The sequence below is a fragment of the Sutcliffiella horikoshii genome, from assembly GCF_044809035.1.
Lineage (GTDB): Bacteria > Bacillota > Bacilli > Bacillales > Bacillaceae_I > Sutcliffiella_A > Sutcliffiella_A horikoshii_G.
This window is the reverse complement of the sequence record NZ_CP085237.1, coordinates 1,497,898-1,517,826: the sequence shown is the minus strand read 5'-3', so window position 1 is coordinate 1,517,826 and position 19,929 is coordinate 1,497,898. Positions and strand designations below refer to the sequence as shown.

The following is a 19,929-nucleotide window of genomic DNA, read 5'->3' as shown; positions in this document are numbered from 1 at the left end:
AAATAGTTTCAACTTTTAACAAAAAAATGTTTTTATGGGATATATATATTAACGTAGCATAATGCGGGGGGATTTAGTGGAGGTTTTTTGAAAAGAAAAGACCCTTCCCTATTAGAGATAGGGAGGGGCTTGGTTGAATTGTTTGTTAGTTTATTGTAACGCCGCTTCCAGATTGATGACACCGTAGCCATAGTTGAAAGTTGATCCTAAGTTGGTTGCCGTGCTACGTAATCTTTCACGAACTTCTACATTTGTCAGGTTAGGATTTTGCGCTAATAAAAGTGCCGCAGCACCCGCAACATGAGGAGATGCCATGGATGTTCCATTTAATTCCCCATATTGGTTGCCTGGTAATGTACTATTGATGGAAACTCCAGGAGCCATCACTTCCAACTGGCTACCGACACTTGAGAAGGAAGCACGATTATTATTGGAATCAACCGCTCCGACAGCGATAACGGAATCATATCTTGCAGGATATCCGATTGTGTTAATCAAACCAAAGAATGAACCGCTGTTTCCAGCTGCAGCCACCACAACGATACCACTGTTATAGGCATTGTCGCTTGCCTGCTTCAACGTACTTGAACCTGTGCTACCACCCAAACTCATGTTGATGACATCCATATCATTATCAATCGCCCATTCAATACCTTGAGCAATTCCGGCAAGCGTCCCACTTCCAGCGCCACTTAAAACTTTTACAGCATAAAGATCTACATCATAAGAGACTCCAAGTACTCCAGTGTTATTATTTACCGCTGCAATAGTCCCTGCAACATGTGTACCATGGCCATTTCCATCTGTTAATGCGTCTGGTTCTTCGGAAACAAAGCTCGCTCCGCCAACTACATTCAGATCCTCATGGCTTGCATCAATTCCCGTATCAAGCACTGCCACTTTTACACCAGATCCTGTTAGCCCTTGAGCATGCGCCACATCTGCTTTTATATGAGGCAGCCCGTAAGGAACTGTTTGGGCTGTCGTATGCATCTCTACATTTTCTTCTACATATTCTACAAGCGGATTTTTCTCAAGTGCTGCAGCTGCCACTTCCGGCAATGTTATATGTAACACATTCATATGTTTAAATTGATGCTCCACCGATCCGCCGAGAGTGGATACTAACTTGTCCGCTTTGGCTATAGACGGACCACTTTTTAAACCAATAAGATATTCTTTCATTAACGGCTTTCCTTGTGCACTTACATCAGATGGCGTGAATGAGAACGATAGCACCATTACTACGGCTAATAATAAGGTAGCTAATTTTCTAAATGAATTATTCATAAAACTCACTCTCCTATATTTTTTTAAAATAATAAAGCACCAGTGTCACCTCTAAGTTTCAGAGTCGATCTGGTGCTTCTATTTTTAAAAGGGGGGTTACTAGTTATTGCAAAGCACTTTCCACATTGATGACACCTTTTCCGTAGAAGAACGGATCACCAAGGTTTGTTGCAGTATTTTTTAGTCTTTCGCGAATTTGTACATTTGTCATGCTAGGATATTTCGCTTTGATTAAAGCAGCTGCTCCTGCAACATGTGGAGAAGCCATGGATGTTCCATTGAAAGAAGAATAGTTGTTCCCAGGAGTCGTACTAAGGATACTAACACCAGGAGCCATTACTTCCAGTTCATTTCCAACACTTGAGAAAGATGCACGATTGTTGTTGCTGTCGACCGCTCCAACTGCAATAACGGAGCTGTATCTAGCAGGATATCCCATTGTATTCTGCTTGCCTCTTGAACCTGAGTTCCCTGCAGCCGCTATCACTACCACTCCACGAGCATACGCGTTGTCGCATGCTTGTTGAAGAGCTGTAGAGCCCGTGCTTCCACCAAGACTCATATTGATAACATCCATCCCGTTAGCAACGGACCACTCAATTCCTTGTGCAATTCCGCTCAATGTACCGCTTCCAGAAGCGTTAAGAACTTTAACTGCATAAAGATCTGCATTATAAGCTACACCAAGCACACCTGTCGTATTGTTCAAAGCAGCAACTGTTCCTGCTACATGCGTTCCGTGACCATTCCCGTCTTGAAGGGCATTTGGTTCACCAGAAACGAAACTTGCTCCGCCTTTTACATTCAAGTCAGCATGGTTCGCATCAATACCTGTATCAAGAACCGCTACCTTCACTCCACTTCCTGTCACACCTGAAGCATGCGCTTTGTCTGCTTTAATGTGAGGAATTCCCCATGGAGTTGTTTGTGCAGTTGCAAACACCTTTGCATTTTCTTCTACAAATGCAATGTTAGGGTTTTTCTTCAATGCTTCTGCCGCTTTTTCAGGTAAGCTGACTTCTACAACATCCATGAACTGGAATGTATGTTGAATATCGCCACCGGCTGCGGATATTAGATTCTTGGAGGACTGAGCATTCGCTTTGTTTCCTTTAACAAATCCCACTAAGTACTCTTTCTTCACATTAGTATTGGAATCTGAAGTTGCGGCTTGTGCAGATCCAAAAGCTAGAGAGAAAGCAAGTATTGCAATAAGTATTACTGATAAACCTTTCGTCCACTTTTTCAATAAATTCACTCCTTGAATAAAGTTTTTAATAATTCTAACTATTGAGAACTATTAAGGACAGTTTACCACCTAACAGCCTGTTTTCATATTGGGAAAACCATAGGCGGAAGTCGCTCTTAAAGTAGAAAAACGGTCTCTATTTTCCCAATAGGAATATATGTCATAGTTTCCTTGTTTCCCCTGTAGACTGGTAGTTGCGATGATTCTTTCCAAGAATGGAAAAAACACCGGACATATTAAGTCCGGTGTTTCAGTAAAACTATTCATTTAACCAAAAACTCCTAGATACTGTAAAAAGACAAGTACTATCCCAAACGGAATCACGTATCTGAGCAGGTAGTACCAAACTTGAAATAACCCTTTTTTCACTGTGGATCCTTGGAAAAATTCATCTTCCAGGATGGTTTTCGGTATTCGATATCCCACAAATATAGATATGAAGAATGCACCTACAGGCAAGGCAATATTACTGACGAGAAAATCAGCTACATCAAATATGATAAGGTCTCCAATAGTAATTCCAGATAGGACCCCAAATGACAATGCGGAAGGTATGCCTAGAATGAAAATGATCATACCTCCAAGAATTGCAATTTTCCTTCTCTTCTCTTGATTGTCTTTTACGATGACTGCAACAATAATCTCCAATATGGAAAAAGCAGAAGTCAAAGTCGCAAATAATAACAACACCAAGAACATAGTCAGGAAGATTCCACCTAGAGGTAATTGATCAAATACTGCTGGTAATACAACAAATACTAAACCAGGCCCTTCGTCAGGCTGTAGTCCTAAAGCAAATACTGCCGGAAAAATAACTAGACCTGATAAAAGGGAGATTATGATATTCAACCAAACTACTGAACCCGCAGATCGAACAAGATTTTCTCCTTTTTCCAAATAAGAACTGTAAGTCACCATAATGGAAATACCGACACTTAATGAGAACAGTGCCTGTCCAAGCGCCATCAAAAATGTGTTGGGAGTGATAAGAGATAAGTCCGGCTGCAAGAAGTACATCATCCCTTCGGATGCACCTTCTAACGTTAAGGATCTTACCAGCAACACCATAAAAATAATAAATAATAAAGGCATTAATATTTTGCTGGCTTTTTCAATTCCACTTTGCACTCCGGCCTGAACCACCCAGATGGTAATGGCTAGGAAGATAAACTGGGAGATTAACACTTGAGTAGGATTAGCTATTGTCTGTTCAAAAAGCCCTCCATACTCTTCAAGCGAAAATTGAGAAAGTCCCCCTGTAATACTTTTACCTAAGTACGTGACAATCCATCCTCCCACAACACTGTAAAAGGATAAAAGAATAAAGGAGGCAACCACTCCAAGAATACCGATATAATGCCATTTAGACCCCTTCGCCAAGGTCTTATACGCTGTGATCGCATCCTTTTGTGTAGAGCGTCCTATTATAAACTCTGCCAATAACATTGGCGTAGCAATAATGAGCGTGAAGAGAATAAACAATAAGAAGAAAATTCCTCCACCATTCGTTCCTGCCATATACGGAAACTTCCATATCGCACCAAGACCGATAGCGGACCCTGCTGCTGCTAAAATAAAGCCAATCTTTGACGTCCATTGCTCATGCTGTTTCATATACTAAACTCCTATTTCAAGATTAGTCTACTATGATACTACCCTTTTGAAAAAATGTATAGGGAATTTTCTGTAAAGTATAACACCATTCTAAACTTATACATTGTAAGGATTCTCCATTTAAGGAGAGGTTATTCCTTTAGAATGGGTTATTTGAAATATCAAGCCCTTTGGAATCGCACTTCTATTTCTGTCCCTTTATTCACTTCACTCGTCACATTAACGGTTCCATGATGATTTTTAATGATATTGAATGTAATCATCAAACCTAAACCGGTTCCGGTTGATTTGGTGGTGAAAAAAGGTTCCCCAAGCCTCTTAATGATATCATTTGGTATTCCTGCCCCTTCATCACGAAGCGTAATCACTACGTCCTCTTCCGAATCTTCTGTATCAATATAGATGGTTCCCCCGCTCGACATTGCTTCTATCCCATTCTTGATTAAGTTGATGAACACCTGTTTCATCTGATTTTCATCACATTTAATGCTAGGTGAGTCCGCCTTTAGTTTTAAATCAAACCAAACATTATTCATAATTGCTTGTGTTTCTAAAAGCGTCGTAACATCCTTAAGCAAAGAGTGCACAGGAACCGGATGAACATATACTTGATGTGGTTTTGCAAGCAGAAGCAATTCAGACAGAATAAGTTCAATTCTGCTTAGCTCCGACTCAATGATATGGAAATACTCCTTCTTTTCTTCCATTTCCCTTTCAAGAAGTTTGAAAAATCCTTTAATCGCTGTAAGCGGATTGCGAATTTCGTGCGCGATTCCTGCTGCCAACTGGCCAGCGACAGACAGTTTTTCCGATTGCAACATCAATGCTTCCGCTTGTTTCCGCTCTGAAATATCCCGAATAATCACTTGCATGGCGTCTTTTCCTAGATAGGTCGTGGGGATCCCAACAAGCTCTGAGTGAATGGAGTTCCCTTTCATTGTCTTCCATTCTTGTTCATATGTCGGCAATCTTGGCCCGTTATGTTGCTCATGCACCTCTTTCCAGATCTTTTCAAAATCTTCCTTTGGGATATTATCAAAAATGCTTTTACCAAATATCTCCCCATAGTTATCCACTTCAAGCATTTTAAGTCCAGACTCATTGATAAACGTCCATTTTTCTTCACAAATCACCCCGATTGTATCAATCGAGTTTTGTACCAGTTTCCGAAATCGTTCTCGACTGTTTTGTAAAATTTTGTGGAAACTCTTACGGTGTGAAATGTCCACCAGCATGACAAAAGACGCGGGTTTCCCTTTAAATGTAGTATGATTTGAAATAATCTCCACATCGATTGCCCTTCCGTCAAACCGCTTCCATCGCTGTTCCATCTGCCCGACTCGGTATCCTTGCTGAACGGACTTAATTCTTTTCTCCACAATTTCATGGTAATTTTCTTCTATGTATTCATAGACCGAGGTCTCTAGTATCTGTTCTTTATGACATGCCCCAAGCATGGTTGTACCTGCTTCATTGACATACTTTATTATTCCATTAACAAAAATGAACACGCCATTCGGAAGGTATTCAATTAGATCGTAGGCCGAATAGTCCTCTTCCACCTGCTCGTCATTTTTAATTTTATCGTTTTGGATTCTTTGGATAGTGGGTATAGAGATGCTTGCTCCTCTATCTTGTTTAGTGGGATTCTGATAATCCGAGCTTCGGGAAAGCATCATAATGATTTCTTTTTCTTCCCCTAATGATGATTTCACTTCAGAAAGTACCGCTTCCATCCAAACAAGGGAGCCATCCTTCTTTTTCATGCGAAAATAACAGTGAGTTTGATGGGAGGGTTGGTAGATTAAACTCTCAATTAAATATAGGTCTTCGGAATTAATCCAATTCTCTAACCTCGTATCGATCAGGTCTGTCTTGGCATATCCTAACAATGCTTCACACGTGGACGAGACATATTGAATATCTCCTACAGCCGAAACAACAATAATTAGCTGCACCTTTGAAATAGATTCAATAGATTGTGTGTGTTTCAAAGAGTCGGGGGTACTAGGGATACTCATTGCACGTTCCTCCCTTCATAATCATTTGCTATCTTTATCCTTCTTTCAACTAGTTTATAATAATTCATTGCCCTCAACTTCCAATATCCCCTATTATACAACAAATTTCTTTATTTTTCTAAATATTATAACTAATCATCCTAGTTCTTTCCTCCCCAAAAAAAGATTTCTCATCCACCCACCACCCAACCTACCAGGACACCACAGAAAATTGTATAATGAGAGAATGAAAAAAAGCGAGAAAGAGAGAAAAGAATAGAAAAGAAAAATATTAAAAAAAATTAAAAAAGGGGTCAGACCCCAGGAGGTATTTTCACATGAACAGAGAATTACATAAGGTTGCTTTTGTTGGTACGGGTGTGATGGGTAGTAGTATGGCAGGGCATTTGTTGGATCGGGGGTTTGAGGTTAGTGTGTTTACGCGTACGCGGGAAAAGGCTGAGGAGCTGGTTTCGCGCGGTGCGGTGTGGAAGGCCAGTGCTGGTGAGGCGGCCAGCGGAGCGGATGTTGTGATCACCATGGTCGGCTATCCTAAAGATGTGGAAGAGGTTTATATGGGAGACAACGGCATCTTAACTAATGCTGAAAAAGGGGCATACCTGATTGACATGACCACCTCCACTCCGACTCTAGCCAAACAAATTTACCTTCAAGCGAAGGAACGCGGCTTACATAGCCTGGACGCCCCTGTTTCTGGTGGCGATATCGGGGCTAGGGAAGCTCGCCTTACTATTATGGTAGGTGGTGTCAAGGAAGCTTTCGAGGCATGCCAGCCTATCTTCCAAGCAGTCGGTTCAAACATCATCCACCAAGGTGACGCAGGTGCCGGACAGCACACCAAAATGTGCAACCAGATTGCCATCGCCACCAACATGATCGGAGTTTGCGAAGCTTTGGCTTACGCGGAAACAGCAGGACTTGATCCTGAAAATGTCCTAAAAAGTATTTCAAGCGGGGCGGCCGGAAGCTGGTCTCTATCCAATCTTGCTCCTCGCATTATCGCAGGAAACTATGAACCTGGCTTTTTTGTTAAGCATTTCATTAAAGATATGGAAATCGCCCTTGATGAAGCGGACAAAATGGGACTTGAAGTTCCTGGGCTTTCCTTGGCCCGTGAAATGTATGTGAAACTTTCTGCTAGTGGAGAAGAAAACAGCGGGACGCAGGCACTATATAAGCTTTTCCAAAAAGGTTGAGCAAACTAAAGTAAAAAAGCGACTGCATTCACAAGCTGCAGTCGCTTTTTCTTTTACCCGTTAAGCACACTTCTACCCCTTAAAAAGTCTAATAGACAATGCACTGCCACTCTACTAGTCATGTCACGGAAATCAATCGTTGGATCAATCTCTACAATGTCCAACCCGCAAACCATTTCCTCTTTTCCTAACAAGTAGATCGCTTCAAGCAGCTGTTCACTAGTCATCCCGCCAGGTCCGATAGCAGGACAACCAGGGGCATACGCCTGATCAAGTACATCGATATCGATGGAAAGGTAAATATACTCCACCTTATCTTTTAAGTATTCGACAGTCTCGCGGATAACTTCCACAATTCCATTATTCTTAACATCCGCCATCGTATACACTTTGATATTATTTTCCATTGCATACTGGTGGTAATAGGAACTGTTTGAGTAGTTTCTAATTCCCACCTGAACGAGATGCTCGCCTTTTAACACACCAGCCTCGAGGAGCCTCCGGAAAGGGGTTCCATTCGTTGGACCGCCGTCTTCGGTATTCCTCAAGTCATGATGGGCATCAAATTGAATGACCCCGATTTTATCAGATTTAACCTCACTCATTGCCTTTAAAGTCGAATAAGAGATGGAATGATCGCCACCGATGAAAAGAGGGAGGCATTCTTTATTTTCTCCTAAAATAGTAGTTACGGTCTCTTCAATCCTGCGATAAGATTCCTTTATATCTGTTGCATGCATATGAATATCTCCGGCATCTAAAAGCGCGTTCGAATCTCTTAAATCCACTTCCCCTTCCACCGCGTACGCGGAATAGGATTGCATAAGCTTCCTTACAACGCCAGGAGTAAAACTCGCTCCCGAGTGACTGATGGACGGTTTGGACAAAGGGACACCGATAATGGTGGTTCCGATGAGTTTGTGCTCCCCGTCCCAAGTTTGCAGCAACTCTGTAGCCTTGGGATAGTGTCTGTCTACAAATGGAGGAGCACCTGAGGTTTGCAAAAATGAAGGTTTACTCAATAAAAGCTCCTCCTTTTGCGACTTCCTTTCCATTTAAGAAAACGGTATGCACATGGTTGACCCCATAATGATAAGGGATATATTGGTAGTTTGGCGCATTCCAGATGACCACATCTGCTCGACGCCCCTTTTGCAGCCTTCCTGCAACACCCTCTTTATGAATCGCTTTTGCAGAATTGACTGTGACGGCATTCCATATCTCTTCACACGTCATTTTCAGCTTCAACATCGCAAGGTTCATAATAAACTGGATGTTCTCTGTCGGGGAACTCCCTGGATTAAAATCCGTCGCGAGTGCAACTGCTCCTCCACCATCAATCATCCCGCGGGCATTTGCATATGCATCTTTATTTAAATAAAAGGTGGTTCCCGGTAAAAGTACTGCAATGGTATCAGTTGATCCGAACATGTTGACCGCTTCCTCTGAAGCTGCAATGAGATGATCAGCAGATGCTGCTCCAAGCTCCATAGCAAGCTCCGTCCCGCCTAAAGAAACAATTTCATCTGCATGAATTTTCACGGCAAAACCAGCTTCTTTTGCTTTTGTTAAAAAGTTTTTTGACTGCTCAATTGTAAAAACACCTTCCTCACAGAAAATGTCCACAAACTCAGCCAAGTTTTCTTCTTTTAGCGTGGAAAATAATTGTGCCATTTCTTCTAAGAAACGATCTGAATCTGCCTTAAAATCCTTTGGAATAGCATGTGCCCCCAAGAAAGTCGATGCCATGATCATGGAGTACTTTCTCTGAAGTTCCTTCGCTACTTTTAGCTGTTTAAGCTCTGTTTCTGCATTCAATCCATAGCCGCTCTTTGCTTCAACAGCGGTTACTCCATAGCTTAGAATACGTTTTAGGTGGAATTCTGCTTTTTCCATAAGCTCTTCAAAACTTGCTTCTTGTGTCGCTTTAACAGTCGAATGAATTCCTCCACCTTGCTTTAAAATTTCTAAATAAGGGACACCTTGTTGCTTCAAAGCAATTTCATGTTCCCTCGACCCACCAAATACAAGGTGGGTATGTGGATCGACAAGACCAGGTGTCACTAGATTTCCCTTGCAATCTATCACATTGTCACAATGTATATTTTCCGCTTCTGCAGTGGTGCCAATAAACGTTATTACTCCGTCCTTCCAACCCACAGCTCCATCTTCAATATACGGGAGAACCTGCATGTGCTCTCCTTTCACCATATCTGTTTCATGATCCATGGTAAGCAATTGACCACAGTTGATTAGTAATGTATCCAAATGCATGTTTTACTCACTCTCCTTTAATAAGGGAATGTGCACGCCTTTTTCTTTAGCGACTTTTTTAGCTAGGTCATAGCCCGCATCCACATGTCTCACTACACCCATTCCAGGGTCTGAAGTCAGCACTCTCTCCAATCGCTTTCCAGCTGCTTCCGTTCCATCGGCGACGATAACCATACCTGCATGAAGGGAGTACCCCATTCCCACACCGCCACCGTGGTGAACCGAAACCCAGCTCGCACCATTCACCCCATTGATCAAGGCATTCAATATCGGCCAATCTGCAACCGCATCACTGCCATCGAGCATTGCTTCTGTTTCACGGTTAGGAGATGCCACAGATCCGCAGTCCAAATGATCTCGACCAATAACGATCGGTGCAGATAGCTCCCCGCTTGCAACCATTTCATTGATAATTTTCCCAAAACGGGCACGCTCGCCATAACCGAGCCAACAAATTCTTGAAGGCAACCCTTGGAATGCTACTTTTTCTCTCGCCATTTTAATCCAATTGCAAAGATGTTTGTTATCGGCAAACTCTCTTAAGATAACTTCATCTGTTTTATAAATATCTTCGGGATCACCAGATAATGCAACCCAACGGAAAGGTCCTTTTCCTTCACAAAATTGAGGGCGGATGAATGCTGGAACGAAGCCTGGAAAATCAAATGCATTTTCCACACCCTCGTCTAATGCTACTTGACGGATATTGTTGCCGTAATCAAAGGTGATGGCTCCCTTTTGTTGCAAGGCAAGCATTGCTTTCACGTGCTCTGCCATGCTTTCCTTTGCCAGCTTCACGTATTGTGCCGGTTCTTCTTTTCTTAGCTTTGCTGCCTCTTCTAAGGTCATACCAATTGGAATATACCCATTCAGTGGATCATGGGCAGAAGTTTGGTCTGTCAATAGATCTGGTGTGAATCCTCTTTCTACTAGTTGTGGAAGTATCTCTGCTGCGTTCCCTAACAGTCCAATAGATAAAGGTTTTCCTAGTTTCTTGTATTCTTCTGCTTTTTGGATCGCTTCGTCTACTGTTTTGACCTTCACATCGCAGTATCTCGTTTCAATGCGGCGATCAATCCGATGTTCATCCACTTCAATTGCGATACACACTCCACCGTTCATCGTAACTGCAAGTGGCTGTGCTCCACCCATACCTCCGAGTCCCGCCGTTACGGTGATGGTGCCTTTGAGTGTATTGTGAAAAGATTGTTTTGCCGCTTCCGCAAATGTTTCATAGGTTCCTTGTAAAATTCCTTGAGTACCGATATATATCCAAGAACCAGCCGTCATCTGCCCGTACATCATAAGCCCTTTTTGATCCAGTTCATGGAAATGCTCCCAATTTGCCCACTTCGGCACAAGATTGGAGTTAGCCAAAAGAACACGTGGTGCATCAGCATGACTGCGGAACACTGCAACCGGCTTACCTGATTGGATAAGTAGTGTTTCATCTTCTTCTAGATTTTTTAATGAATGGACGATTGCATCAAAGCTTTCCCAGTTTCTTGCCGCTTTTCCAATTCCCCCATACACTACAAGCTCTTCTGGAATTTCTGCTACTTCTGGGTCTAAATTGTTCATTAACATACGCAATGCAGCCTCCTGCACCCACCCCTTCGTATTTAGCTCACTGCCCCTAGGAGCACGAATAACCTTCACCATTTCCTTTTCCATTTCACTTCATCCCCTTTGATTGATTAAATTATTATGTTGTTTGATAATGTTACAGGATTGTTGCGGGAGTATTAAATTTCTGAGGGGGGTCAGACCCCCCTAGGAATTTCACGCTCTACATAGAACGCTGCCCTTATCCTTCATCCACACTGCCAATGCTTCGATGTCTTTAGAGAAGATGCGGTCTTCGGTGATGCTTGGAACGATGGCTCGCCCTTCTTGGTACCATTGTTGCATGAGTGGCGCTGATAGGAAGACTCCCCTGAATTCCAAGGCCTGCAGGGCACACATCCACTCAATGGCAAGCACCCTTCTCACATTGGCGACAATTTGATAGGCATGCCTTGCCCCGATCGTCCCCATGCTCACATGATCTTCTTGGTTGGCAGAGGACGGAATGGAGTCCACACTTGCCGGATGTGCTAGCGTCTTATTCTCTGACACAAGTGATGCTGCACAATACTGCATAATCATCGCACCTGACTGTAGACCAGGCTTTGGACTTAAGAATGGAGGCAAATCATTCAGTTGCGGGTTAACCAATCTTTCAATTCTGCGCTCAGAAATATTAGCAAGTTCCGCCACCCCAAGCTTTAAGAAATCCATCGCAAAGGCAATGGGCTGCCCATGGAAGTTGCCTCCTGAAATCACCTTGCCACCATCATCGAAAATTAATGGATTATCCGTTGCCGCATTGATTTCGATTTCCAGCTTCTCCTTCACATACCCTAGAACCTGCCAGGAGGCTCCATGCACTTGGGGAATGCACCGCAACGAATAGGCATCCTGTACACGCTTCTCTCCCTGCCTTGTCACTAGCTTGCTCCCATCCAACAACTTACGGAACCGCTCCGCTACTTCTACTTGCTCCTTGTACCCGCGAACCCTGTGAACGTCATGGTCCAATGCATCTACAATCCCTTCAAGTCCTTCAAAGGTCATCGCTGCAATCGACTCCGCTTGGAAAGCCAGCTTTTCCGCCTCTAAGTAAGCGACAACCCCGACCGCCGTCATCGCTTGGGTTCCATTTATTAATGCAAGACCTTCTTTTGCTTTCAATTCGATCGGGGTAATCCCCTTTTCCGCTAGCACAATGGCAGTATCTCGCCTTTTCCCTTCATAAAATACCTCTCCCTCACCAAGCAAAGTCAGCACTAAATGCGACAGCGGGGCTAGGTCTCCGCTCGCTCCAAGCGAACCTTGCTGCGGTACAACCGGATGGATACCCTCATTTACATAATGTAAAAGACGCTCAATTACGATCGGACGCACACCTGAATATCCTTTTAGAAGAGCATTTGCACGTAATACCAGCATCGCACGCCCTATCACCTCATCAAATGGTTCACCTACTCCACATGCGTGTGAGTAAATAAGGTTCCTTTGCAGATCTGCTGTCTCTTCAAAAGGAATCAAAACATCGCTGAATTTCCCAAAGCCGGTGGTGATGCCATACACCACTTTCCCTTCATGCACGATATTCTCCACTGCAGCCCGACTGGCCACTACCTTTACCATAGCATCCTTGCACGCTTCCACCCGATCGCCTTCAAACAAAATACTATTTAGTTTTTCAAGCGTCAACGATTCTCCGTTTAATGTAATCATTGCAACTCTCCCCTTCTCCCGCTGTTTCCTCAAACTCAACGTCCCCCTTTTCCACACAAAAAGAGGCCATACTTCGACCATGTAACATGTTCAAAGTACAGCCCCCTATTTATCAGCAACTATGGGCAAAAATATTTAAATGTGATTTATTCCAAGACCGATTGTTTCATGCTCCGATCCCCTGACTGGAGCGCCAATCGTCCCATAAAGCGCAACTGCAATCCAGTCGCCTTCCTCTAGATCCTCATAAGGATTTCCCCTTACAACGGCAAAACGTAATCCTACGGTCCTCATAACAGAACCAAGCTGCACTTGACCGCGTGTCACTCCACTAAGAGCATCCATGATGGCATGATACAGTGCGTGTGTTTCCCGGTAACCGTCCGATTTAATGATACCTTCTCTTTTAGCGGCAGTTTCAATAGCCGCTACGACTTTTTGTGAATCCATGGAACCGACTTTTCCCAAGCAGCTTTTCCACTGTGACGGTGTTGCCACTGGGAGTTCCTCCTGGTCGCCGTTCATCGCAAGAAGTATTGCATACTTGCCAATTCGTTGATCTATCGCTAGTACCATATGCATTTACCTCAATACTAAAAATTTTCTAATAACTAGTGTCTGATTCAAGTGTAAATTTGACCATGCCATCCTGTCAAGGGGTTTCTTCTTATATGTCTTGATATTCCCTAGACATCATATAGTATTGCAAGCCTTTTGTAGAAGCGAGTGCCTGTTCTTTTCTTTCCTTTGCAAGGGTGTAGTTTTTTTGGCTTAGAGCAAGCTCGGTATCAATGGCAAACTTCATCCATTCTTTTCTCATTTCGCCTTTAAGCTCTTCCGCCTTCTTGTAATCTTTTAGTGCCACTGCAATTCCAGCCGTGATATATGTCTTAATCTCAGCCTGGTCGACTTTTACAACTTGCTCTTTCGCTTTTGTATAATTGCCGACTCTTAAATAATACTGAGCCCAAAAAACTGCCGTCTTTTTTCCTTTCCATTTACGTTCAAGCTCATCCAATTCTTTCTTGGCACCAGTCAGATTCCCATTCGCCAACTCCAGCACAAACCCATAGTACGGCTCATGACGCTTTTTTTCTAAATATTTCTCTATCTTCTCTACATCCCGTGACAAAAACATATATTTAACATCCCTGTAGGATAAAGCGATAAATGCTAAAACAAGGAGAACAACAAAAATCCAGAAGTTGAATTGAACATTCAACACTCCCAGGATAATTCCTATCGCAAAGCCCCCAAGTATTAATAATAATAAATTTTTCATAACTCCCTAGCTTCCCTTCTCTCCACTCTAGCAACCAACCTTACTTTAAATAGATTTGACCATGCCCCCATCCACTAGAAACGAACTCCCCGTCATATAGCTGTTAGCATCGGACACCAGAAATGTCACCACTTTTGCAAATTCCTCCGGCTCACCGTAACGACCAAGCGGTATGCCAACCTTTACCTTCTCTTCCATTTCTGATTTTGTGATGCCTAGTTTCTCTGCATTCACTTCATCCAAAAATGCCACTCTGTCTGTGGCAATTCTTCCAGGTGCGACAGTATTAATCAATATATTATCACCTGCAAGCTCACTAGCAAGCGTCTTGGTCAGCCCAACGATTCCAGTTCGGAAGGTATTGGATAGCAGTAGTCCTGGAATAGGTTCCTTGATGGATGAGGATGCGATATTGATAATTTTCCCTCCATTTTTCTTGAGGTGGGGAAGTGCTTCCCGTATCGTTCTGATATAGCTTAATAGATTCAATTCAAAAGCCTGCTGCCATTGTTCATCTGTAATCTGTTCAAATGAACCGGCAGGGGGACCCCCGGCGTTGTTGATTAAAATATCAAGTGAACCATATGTATCTACCGCATATTGAACGGCACGTTTAATTTGAGAAGGCTCTGTAATATCCGTTTGTATATAGGAAGCCTTGCCACCTTCTTTATCCATTAGTTCACGCTGCACAAAAACTAACTTTTCTTCATTTCTGCTGGCAAGAACCACATTTACTCCTTCATCAATGAGAGCAGAGGCAATTGCCTTTCCAAGACCTTGGCTAGAAGCCAAAACAAGAGCCGTTTTACCTTTAAGATTCATCTCCATCAAATAACACGCCTTTCCTTCTATGATTACTTTTATTATACCGTTTACAATTTGTGTTGTAACGAAAAAACAGCCATACTCTGATGGCTGCTTCCGCTAAACTATAAACACTCACTCTCCACTATTCCAATCAAGTCCTTAAGCATGGCAACAGAAGGTTCCAAACTCAGAGAATAAATTCGTTGTGTCCCTTTTTGCTCAATTTTCACCAGTTTATTATCACGTAATATTTTCAGGTGGTGGGAAATGGCCGGCCTTGAAAGTCTAGATGCTTCTGCAATCTCCGTTACTGTCAATGATTCTTTTTCTGCCAAGAGCAAGATGATGTCTTGCCTTGCTTCATCTGCCAGCACTTGGAATAACGGAATACAATCCCGGAATGTTTGAATCGCTTTTTCATTCATATAAATACTCCTTCATCGTCCTCTTCATCTTTTTCTTATTATACCAAGAAAATAATGCAAGTGGCACATGCAGACGAGAACTCTATCATTAATTAAGCTAATCTAGTGGAATTCTATGTTCTTTTGGATCAAAAATGTAATCATTGGAGATTTGAGTGGCTTGTATCATCAGTTGCGTCTCATCTGAATCTACCTCTACATTAATCAATTCAAATTCACTATTCACACTTTGACGATCATACCAATCAAAGTCAGGCGTGTTATACACATTCAATCGTTGCCCGTTTTCATCAAAAAACTCCCAATGGAACGTACGCACTTTATAATCCTGTGTTCGTTTTCCTGATAAAACCACGTTGGTGGGTTCCCCTTCTTGTCTTTTTACAGAAAGCTCGTCCAATGTGTATCCATCCAAATCAATATCCAGCGGTTGCTTTGCTGTTTCTTCTAAAGGGATGGTAAGAGAGTAAAAGCCTGGCTCATAATAAAAGATTGCTTTAATCTCTGCAAATAGCGCTTCATCCGCTGTAGCAATCCCTTTTGGTTCCATGAAGTCCTGATCAGCATATAGATTTGAAAAATCAATCTGATAGAGGGGGCCAACATTATTGGAAGATGGGTAACCAATTGGAACAAGGTAATCCTCTTCATTATTGACAAGCTGCACGGAGGCAAACACATCGTGATAACTCATGAAATAATGCTGGTCGAATTTCTGATTTGTCCGTTTTAAGTTAGTTTCAATTCTCTCCATTTCCTCTTCCTTTAGCCTCACATCATAGTTCAGCCTGCTTCCGTATTTCCCCTTTTCCAAGTTGAGAATTTCCACTTCAATTTTATCCTCTATGACTAATATTTCATTTAATTCAACTACTTCTACTTCTTCCATTGCTTTATCATATTCTATCGGAATCTCGACCTTCCAATCCCCCCCTCTGCTGTTCAACATATGAAATTGGAAGAAAAGGGTGAATTTGTCCGGCAGGGCATCTTCATTAAGAGCTCTTACATAAAAACTTGCGCCTTCTTCACTATCCTCAAAATCTTTATTATTTTCCATAAGATTATCTTTTGCGGAAGCAGCCTCCATCGCATGTGTTTTACCATTTTCATCTTTGGCATAAACGGTAAACCTGTCAACTCCACCAGCCCCAACACCCATTTCTTTACTTGATACATCATAGTGAACCACCATATGCAAGCGATCTACATCTAGGCCCGTTATTTCAAGCGTAATATCATTGTCTTTTGCCGTATACGTTCCTTCTGCCCATACATTATAAAAACTGCCATGGATTAGATAGTTACTTGCCATTTTCGCCCAAGGGAGTACAGTTGGAACAACAACAATCCCACCGACAATGACAGCAATCATCACGCCAATAACCCCGAATTGATAGGCCATCGTCCGTTGTTTCGGCTTCTTGACTTTATATGGTGTCAATTGTTCTAGGACCCTTACTTTAAAATTCCCATTCAATGACGGAGCTAAAAGCACATGCTGCAATATGCCCTCTTCCCTCTCTAATAATTGAAGCAAATCTCTACAATCCGGACAAAATTCAAGGTGGTCGCCCATGCGAATCTTTTCAGGGGTCTCAAGTTTTTCGCCATGATAGTCAATTAGTTCTTCTACTCTCAAACACGCTTCTGTATTGTTCACACTTTGAACAATGAAGCTCTGCCGAATCCTTTTTTTTGCTTCCAAAAGATACGCGTGATATTCTTCAAAACTATTATCAGAAATAACCGCTTTTTGGGTCTCATTCAAATCTATAAGCAAATAGGATGTCAATAGAGGTATCCTCGTTTCCTTTGATAAAGATAGAACATCCTCCTGCATTTGTATATGATGTGAATGGTTATATAGGCTCCTAAATACAAAGCCTTCTTCATTCCCGGATTCCGGCAACTCTTTCAAAAAGAAAAATAACTCTTGATACAACCAAAATGAGAACAGTTCATTATCTTGGTAGTTTGATAGATGTTCATACAACATTACAAAAAAGTCGTTTGTAAGCTTTTCTGCAAGCTCCTCCCTACCCGATAACCAACACGCCATTCTATAAACGCTGTTCTTATATTTATCAATTATTGATTCAAAAGCTTGCAAATCACCAGCCAGCACTTTTTCAACATAGCTCTTTTCATCCATCAGTCTGACTCACTCTCGTTGTTCTCCTCTTCGTTAAACAGAGGGAACTTTTGGCCATCTAAATCATTGTAATGCGTATAGATATAGTCCGCTTTTATCACCAATGTCTCGGGAAATTCACCTAGATCTTCATTTGGAGTAACCTCAACATGAAGCAATCTTTTTGGACCTTCTTTTTGCATATCTTCGTGATGATACCAGCCTCCTGTCGGGATGTAATTACCAGATTCATCGGAAAGATTCCAAGCAATGTCCCCGTTCATTCCGCTTTCTTGATTTTCTCCATTAATAATTAAAGTATACTTATAAATTTCCCCTAATCCGTCTTTGACAGGGGTAATTGTGTAATCCAATAATTTATAACTATTGATAGTACCTTCCAAAGCCGTAGTATCTGTCTCTTTAAGTGGAACTTCCATAGAAAAGAATGCCGGCTCCTGGTAAGAAACCCCCATTATTTGCAAATAAAGTTCATCCATCGGATTTTCAAGCTTTCCCTGAAGTTGATGGTGCTGAATATCCATATAATAATGCGAATAATATGTTTCCACCTGTTCATTTTGTTCCATGTTCATCATGTCAGACATAAAGATGTTTGGTAATACAAACTCTTCATCTTCCGTTGTTACATGGACTCCGACATGACGCCCTTGAATAATTTCCTGCATCCTATATTCCTGATCATGTTTTTTCAGAAGCTCTATTAATCTTTCTTCCTCTTCTTTAGTGTGGTTGACATTATACCTTAATCTGCTTCCGTTTTTACTATAGGTAGCATCAATTAACTCCACGTCGATTTTACCGGCAATGTTCATTTCTTTATCCAATGCCACAGTCACAGCAGTGTCTACCACTTTGTCATACCTGATCGGAATTTCAAGGTTCCACTTGCCATATTGCCCTTGTAGCTTGGAAAAGTTTATTTTCAAGCTGAACTCGTCAGGTAACTCTTCTGGCATCTTAATAAGATAATATGGTCTTTCTTTTCTCTCTCCATCGTCTACTCTTCTAGCAATACGAATATGTTCAGGAACCGTCGCCTCAATGGGATACTGTTTACCGTATTCATCCACAAATTGAAAGGGATTGTAGCTATAAAAATCAACATCTTCAAAAGGAAATGTCTCTGATGCTTCTTCTCCTTCTCTGCTAATCTCATAGTAAACAGCCATATAAAGAGAATCGATTTCCACTTTTGTGACTTCTAAAGTGATTTCTTTATCAGTTACTGCGTATGTACCTTCTGTCCAAACATTATAAATGGTTCCGTGTTCCATATAACTGGAAACTATGGAAGCTAGCGGCTTAATAGCTGGTATAATAAACACACTGAATAAAAAGATCCCAGCAAGTACACCTAAAACACTTAGTTGGTATTTCCATGTGCGGTGCTTTGGTTTTTCAGGAACAAAGGGGATAATTTTATTCAATACTTGATCGTTAAATGATTCATCCAGTTTCGGGTATTCCAACACTTTCTTCATTGTTGATTCTTCCTGCTTTAGCGACTGTAATATTTCTCTGCATCCAGGACAAAACTCTAAATGATCATGAAACCTTTGTTCCTGTTCACAGCTTGACGTTCCATCAAAATGGAGGAAAAGCTCTTCTACACTTGGGCAATCCTCCCCTCCATGTCGGAAATCATTTGTTGAAGTGGAGCGACGAATATGTTTTAAGGAGTGGGAATAATTCTTTTCTAATTGTTCCTTGTCTGTACCAATCAACATGGATAGTTTATCAGGTGTTAAATCCAACAAGTTAATCAGTACAAATTGAAATTTTGCTTCGTATGCCAAGGAATGCATTGCTTCTTCCATTTCAATATAATGCGGATTGTGGAAAGGCAGTTTGGCCTGTTGCGCTTGTTCTTTTTTCACCCCAAGTATTGGAATGAATTGTTCGTAAAGCCAATCAGAAAAAAAGAAGGAATCATCGTAATATAAAAGGTTTTGATAAACCATTATAAAGCCCTGTTCTATCAATTTTTCTGCTTCTTCTTCGGTAGCAGACATATGATAGGCAATGGCAAACAGCTTGTCTTTATAGCGATCTATTATCTGATGGTATGTATCTTTGTTACCTGCTATTATTTCTTGGATTTCAAGATGCTCTTCATTCAAATCATTTTTCACCCTTTTTATGTATCTTTTGTCTCCCATTTCCACTATTATACCATTTAAGATGAATAGTTTTCAGAAAAATGAATGTATTAACCGGGCATTTTTCTCCATAAAAAAAGAAGCCACCGATTTACAGCAGCTCCCTTTAGAATCTTCGAACAATATCACTTTTCAGGTATATTTCTAATCTTTTTTCATCCATCGACGC

16 protein-coding genes are annotated in these 19,929 nt (G+C 41.7%); 1 reads left to right on the top strand and 15 read right to left on the bottom strand.

All coding sequences use genetic code 11. The features are described 5' to 3' along the window. Nucleotides 1–150: 150 nt before the first annotated feature. From LG307_RS08020 to LG307_RS08000, 5 genes are all read right to left on the bottom strand, one after another. Nucleotides 151–1,290 (bottom strand): S8 family peptidase, encoded by a 1,140-nt coding sequence (locus LG307_RS08020; RefSeq protein ID WP_404449597.1) that lies wholly within the window; start codon nt 1,288–1,290, stop codon nt 151–153. 103 nt (nt 1,291–1,393) lie between these two features. Next, nucleotides 1,394–2,539 (bottom strand): S8 family peptidase, encoded by a 1,146-nt coding sequence (locus LG307_RS08015; RefSeq protein ID WP_404449596.1) that lies wholly within the window; start codon nt 2,537–2,539, stop codon nt 1,394–1,396. A 69-nt stretch (nt 2,540–2,608) separates the two neighbouring features. Then, a complete protein-coding gene (locus LG307_RS08010) occupies nt 2,609–2,806 on the bottom strand; it encodes a hypothetical protein (RefSeq protein WP_404449594.1) in 198 nt (65 codons plus the stop codon). After that, nucleotides 2,807–4,153, bottom strand: a complete 1,347-nt coding sequence (locus LG307_RS08005) for a sodium-dependent transporter (RefSeq protein ID WP_404449592.1) — start codon at nt 4,151–4,153, stop codon at nt 2,807–2,809. A 161-nt stretch (nt 4,154–4,314) separates the two neighbouring features. After that, entirely contained in the window at nt 4,315–6,174 is a 1,860-nt protein-coding gene (locus LG307_RS08000) for a PAS domain S-box protein (RefSeq protein WP_404449591.1), read from the bottom strand. 317 nt (nt 6,175–6,491) lie between these two features. Between LG307_RS08000 and LG307_RS07995 the strand changes: the two genes are divergently transcribed. Further along, a complete protein-coding gene (locus tag LG307_RS07995; RefSeq protein ID WP_404449590.1) occupies nt 6,492–7,370 on the top strand; it encodes an NAD(P)-dependent oxidoreductase in 879 nt (292 codons plus the stop codon). A 53-nt stretch (nt 7,371–7,423) separates the two neighbouring features. Here LG307_RS07995 and hutG read toward each other — a convergent pair whose 3' ends face one another. The 10 genes from hutG to LG307_RS07945 all read right to left on the bottom strand — a co-directional run bounded on the left by hutG (nt 7,424) and on the right by LG307_RS07945 (nt 19,721). Further along, a complete protein-coding gene (gene hutG / locus LG307_RS07990) occupies nt 7,424–8,392 on the bottom strand; it encodes a formimidoylglutamase (protein ID WP_404449589.1) in 969 nt (322 codons plus the stop codon). Further along, nucleotides 8,385–9,644: an imidazolonepropionase gene (hutI, locus tag LG307_RS07985; protein WP_404449588.1), complete on the bottom strand. Its 1,260-nt coding sequence runs from the start codon at nt 9,642–9,644 to the stop codon at nt 8,385–8,387. Before hutI ends, hutG begins: the two co-directional genes overlap by 8 nt. A 3-nt stretch (nt 9,645–9,647) precedes the next feature. Further along, complete coding sequence (hutU, locus tag LG307_RS07980; RefSeq protein ID WP_404450415.1) at nt 9,648–11,306, bottom strand: urocanate hydratase; 1,659 nt, start codon at nt 11,304–11,306, stop codon at nt 9,648–9,650. A gap of 120 nt (nt 11,307–11,426) precedes the next feature. After that, complete coding sequence (gene hutH, locus LG307_RS07975) at nt 11,427–12,926, bottom strand: histidine ammonia-lyase (protein WP_404449587.1); 1,500 nt, start codon at nt 12,924–12,926, stop codon at nt 11,427–11,429. A gap of 135 nt (nt 12,927–13,061) precedes the next feature. Then, nucleotides 13,062–13,502, bottom strand: a complete 441-nt coding sequence (gene hutP, locus LG307_RS07970) for a hut operon transcriptional regulator HutP (RefSeq protein WP_404449586.1) — start codon at nt 13,500–13,502, stop codon at nt 13,062–13,064. Between the two features lie 91 nt (nt 13,503–13,593). Then, a complete protein-coding gene (locus LG307_RS07965) occupies nt 13,594–14,208 on the bottom strand; it encodes a hypothetical protein (RefSeq protein WP_404449585.1) in 615 nt (204 codons plus the stop codon). Nucleotides 14,209–14,253: 45 nt separating this feature from the next. Beyond that, a complete protein-coding gene (locus tag LG307_RS07960) occupies nt 14,254–15,039 on the bottom strand; it encodes an SDR family oxidoreductase (RefSeq protein ID WP_404449583.1) in 786 nt (261 codons plus the stop codon). A gap of 101 nt (nt 15,040–15,140) precedes the next feature. Then, a complete protein-coding gene (locus LG307_RS07955; protein WP_404449582.1) occupies nt 15,141–15,443 on the bottom strand; it encodes an ArsR/SmtB family transcription factor in 303 nt (100 codons plus the stop codon). 97 nt (nt 15,444–15,540) lie between these two features. After that, nucleotides 15,541–17,598, bottom strand: coding sequence for a hypothetical protein (locus tag LG307_RS07950; RefSeq protein ID WP_404449580.1), 2,058 nt, complete (start codon nt 17,596–17,598; stop codon nt 15,541–15,543). Then, nucleotides 17,598–19,721, bottom strand: a complete 2,124-nt coding sequence (locus tag LG307_RS07945) for a hypothetical protein (RefSeq protein ID WP_404449579.1) — start codon at nt 19,719–19,721, stop codon at nt 17,598–17,600. The genes LG307_RS07950 and LG307_RS07945 overlap by 1 nt, the downstream gene beginning before the upstream one ends. Nucleotides 19,722–19,929: the final 208 nt, after the last annotated feature.

Coding starts and splice junctions, on each gene's coding strand:
- LG307_RS07960 (WP_404449583.1), bottom strand. CDS start 15,039: ATGGAGATGAATCTTAAAGGTAAAACGGCTCTTGTTTTGGCTTCTAGC.
- LG307_RS07955 (WP_404449582.1), bottom strand. CDS start 15,443: ATGAATGAAAAAGCGATTCAAACATTCCGGGATTGTATTCCGTTATTC.
- LG307_RS08000 (WP_404449591.1), bottom strand. CDS start 6,174: ATGAGTATCCCTAGTACCCCCGACTCTTTGAAACACACACAATCTATT.
- LG307_RS08005 (WP_404449592.1), bottom strand. CDS start 4,153: ATGAAACAGCATGAGCAATGGACGTCAAAGATTGGCTTTATTTTAGCA.
- LG307_RS08020 (WP_404449597.1), bottom strand. CDS start 1,290: ATGAATAATTCATTTAGAAAATTAGCTACCTTATTATTAGCCGTAGTA.
- hutI (WP_404449588.1), bottom strand. CDS start 9,644: ATGCATTTGGATACATTACTAATCAACTGTGGTCAATTGCTTACCATG.
- LG307_RS07950 (WP_404449580.1), bottom strand. CDS start 17,598: ATGGATGAAAAGAGCTATGTTGAAAAAGTGCTGGCTGGTGATTTGCAA.
- hutH (WP_404449587.1), bottom strand. CDS start 12,926: ATGATTACATTAAACGGAGAATCGTTGACGCTTGAAAAACTAAATAGT.
- LG307_RS08010 (WP_404449594.1), bottom strand. CDS start 2,806: ATGAATAGTTTTACTGAAACACCGGACTTAATATGTCCGGTGTTTTTT.
- hutU (WP_404450415.1), bottom strand. CDS start 11,306: ATGGTGAAGGTTATTCGTGCTCCTAGGGGCAGTGAGCTAAATACGAAG.
- LG307_RS07965 (WP_404449585.1), bottom strand. CDS start 14,208: ATGAAAAATTTATTATTATTAATACTTGGGGGCTTTGCGATAGGAATT.
- LG307_RS07995 (WP_404449590.1), top strand. CDS start 6,492: ATGAACAGAGAATTACATAAGGTTGCTTTTGTTGGTACGGGTGTGATG.
- hutP (WP_404449586.1), bottom strand. CDS start 13,502: ATGGTACTAGCGATAGATCAACGAATTGGCAAGTATGCAATACTTCTT.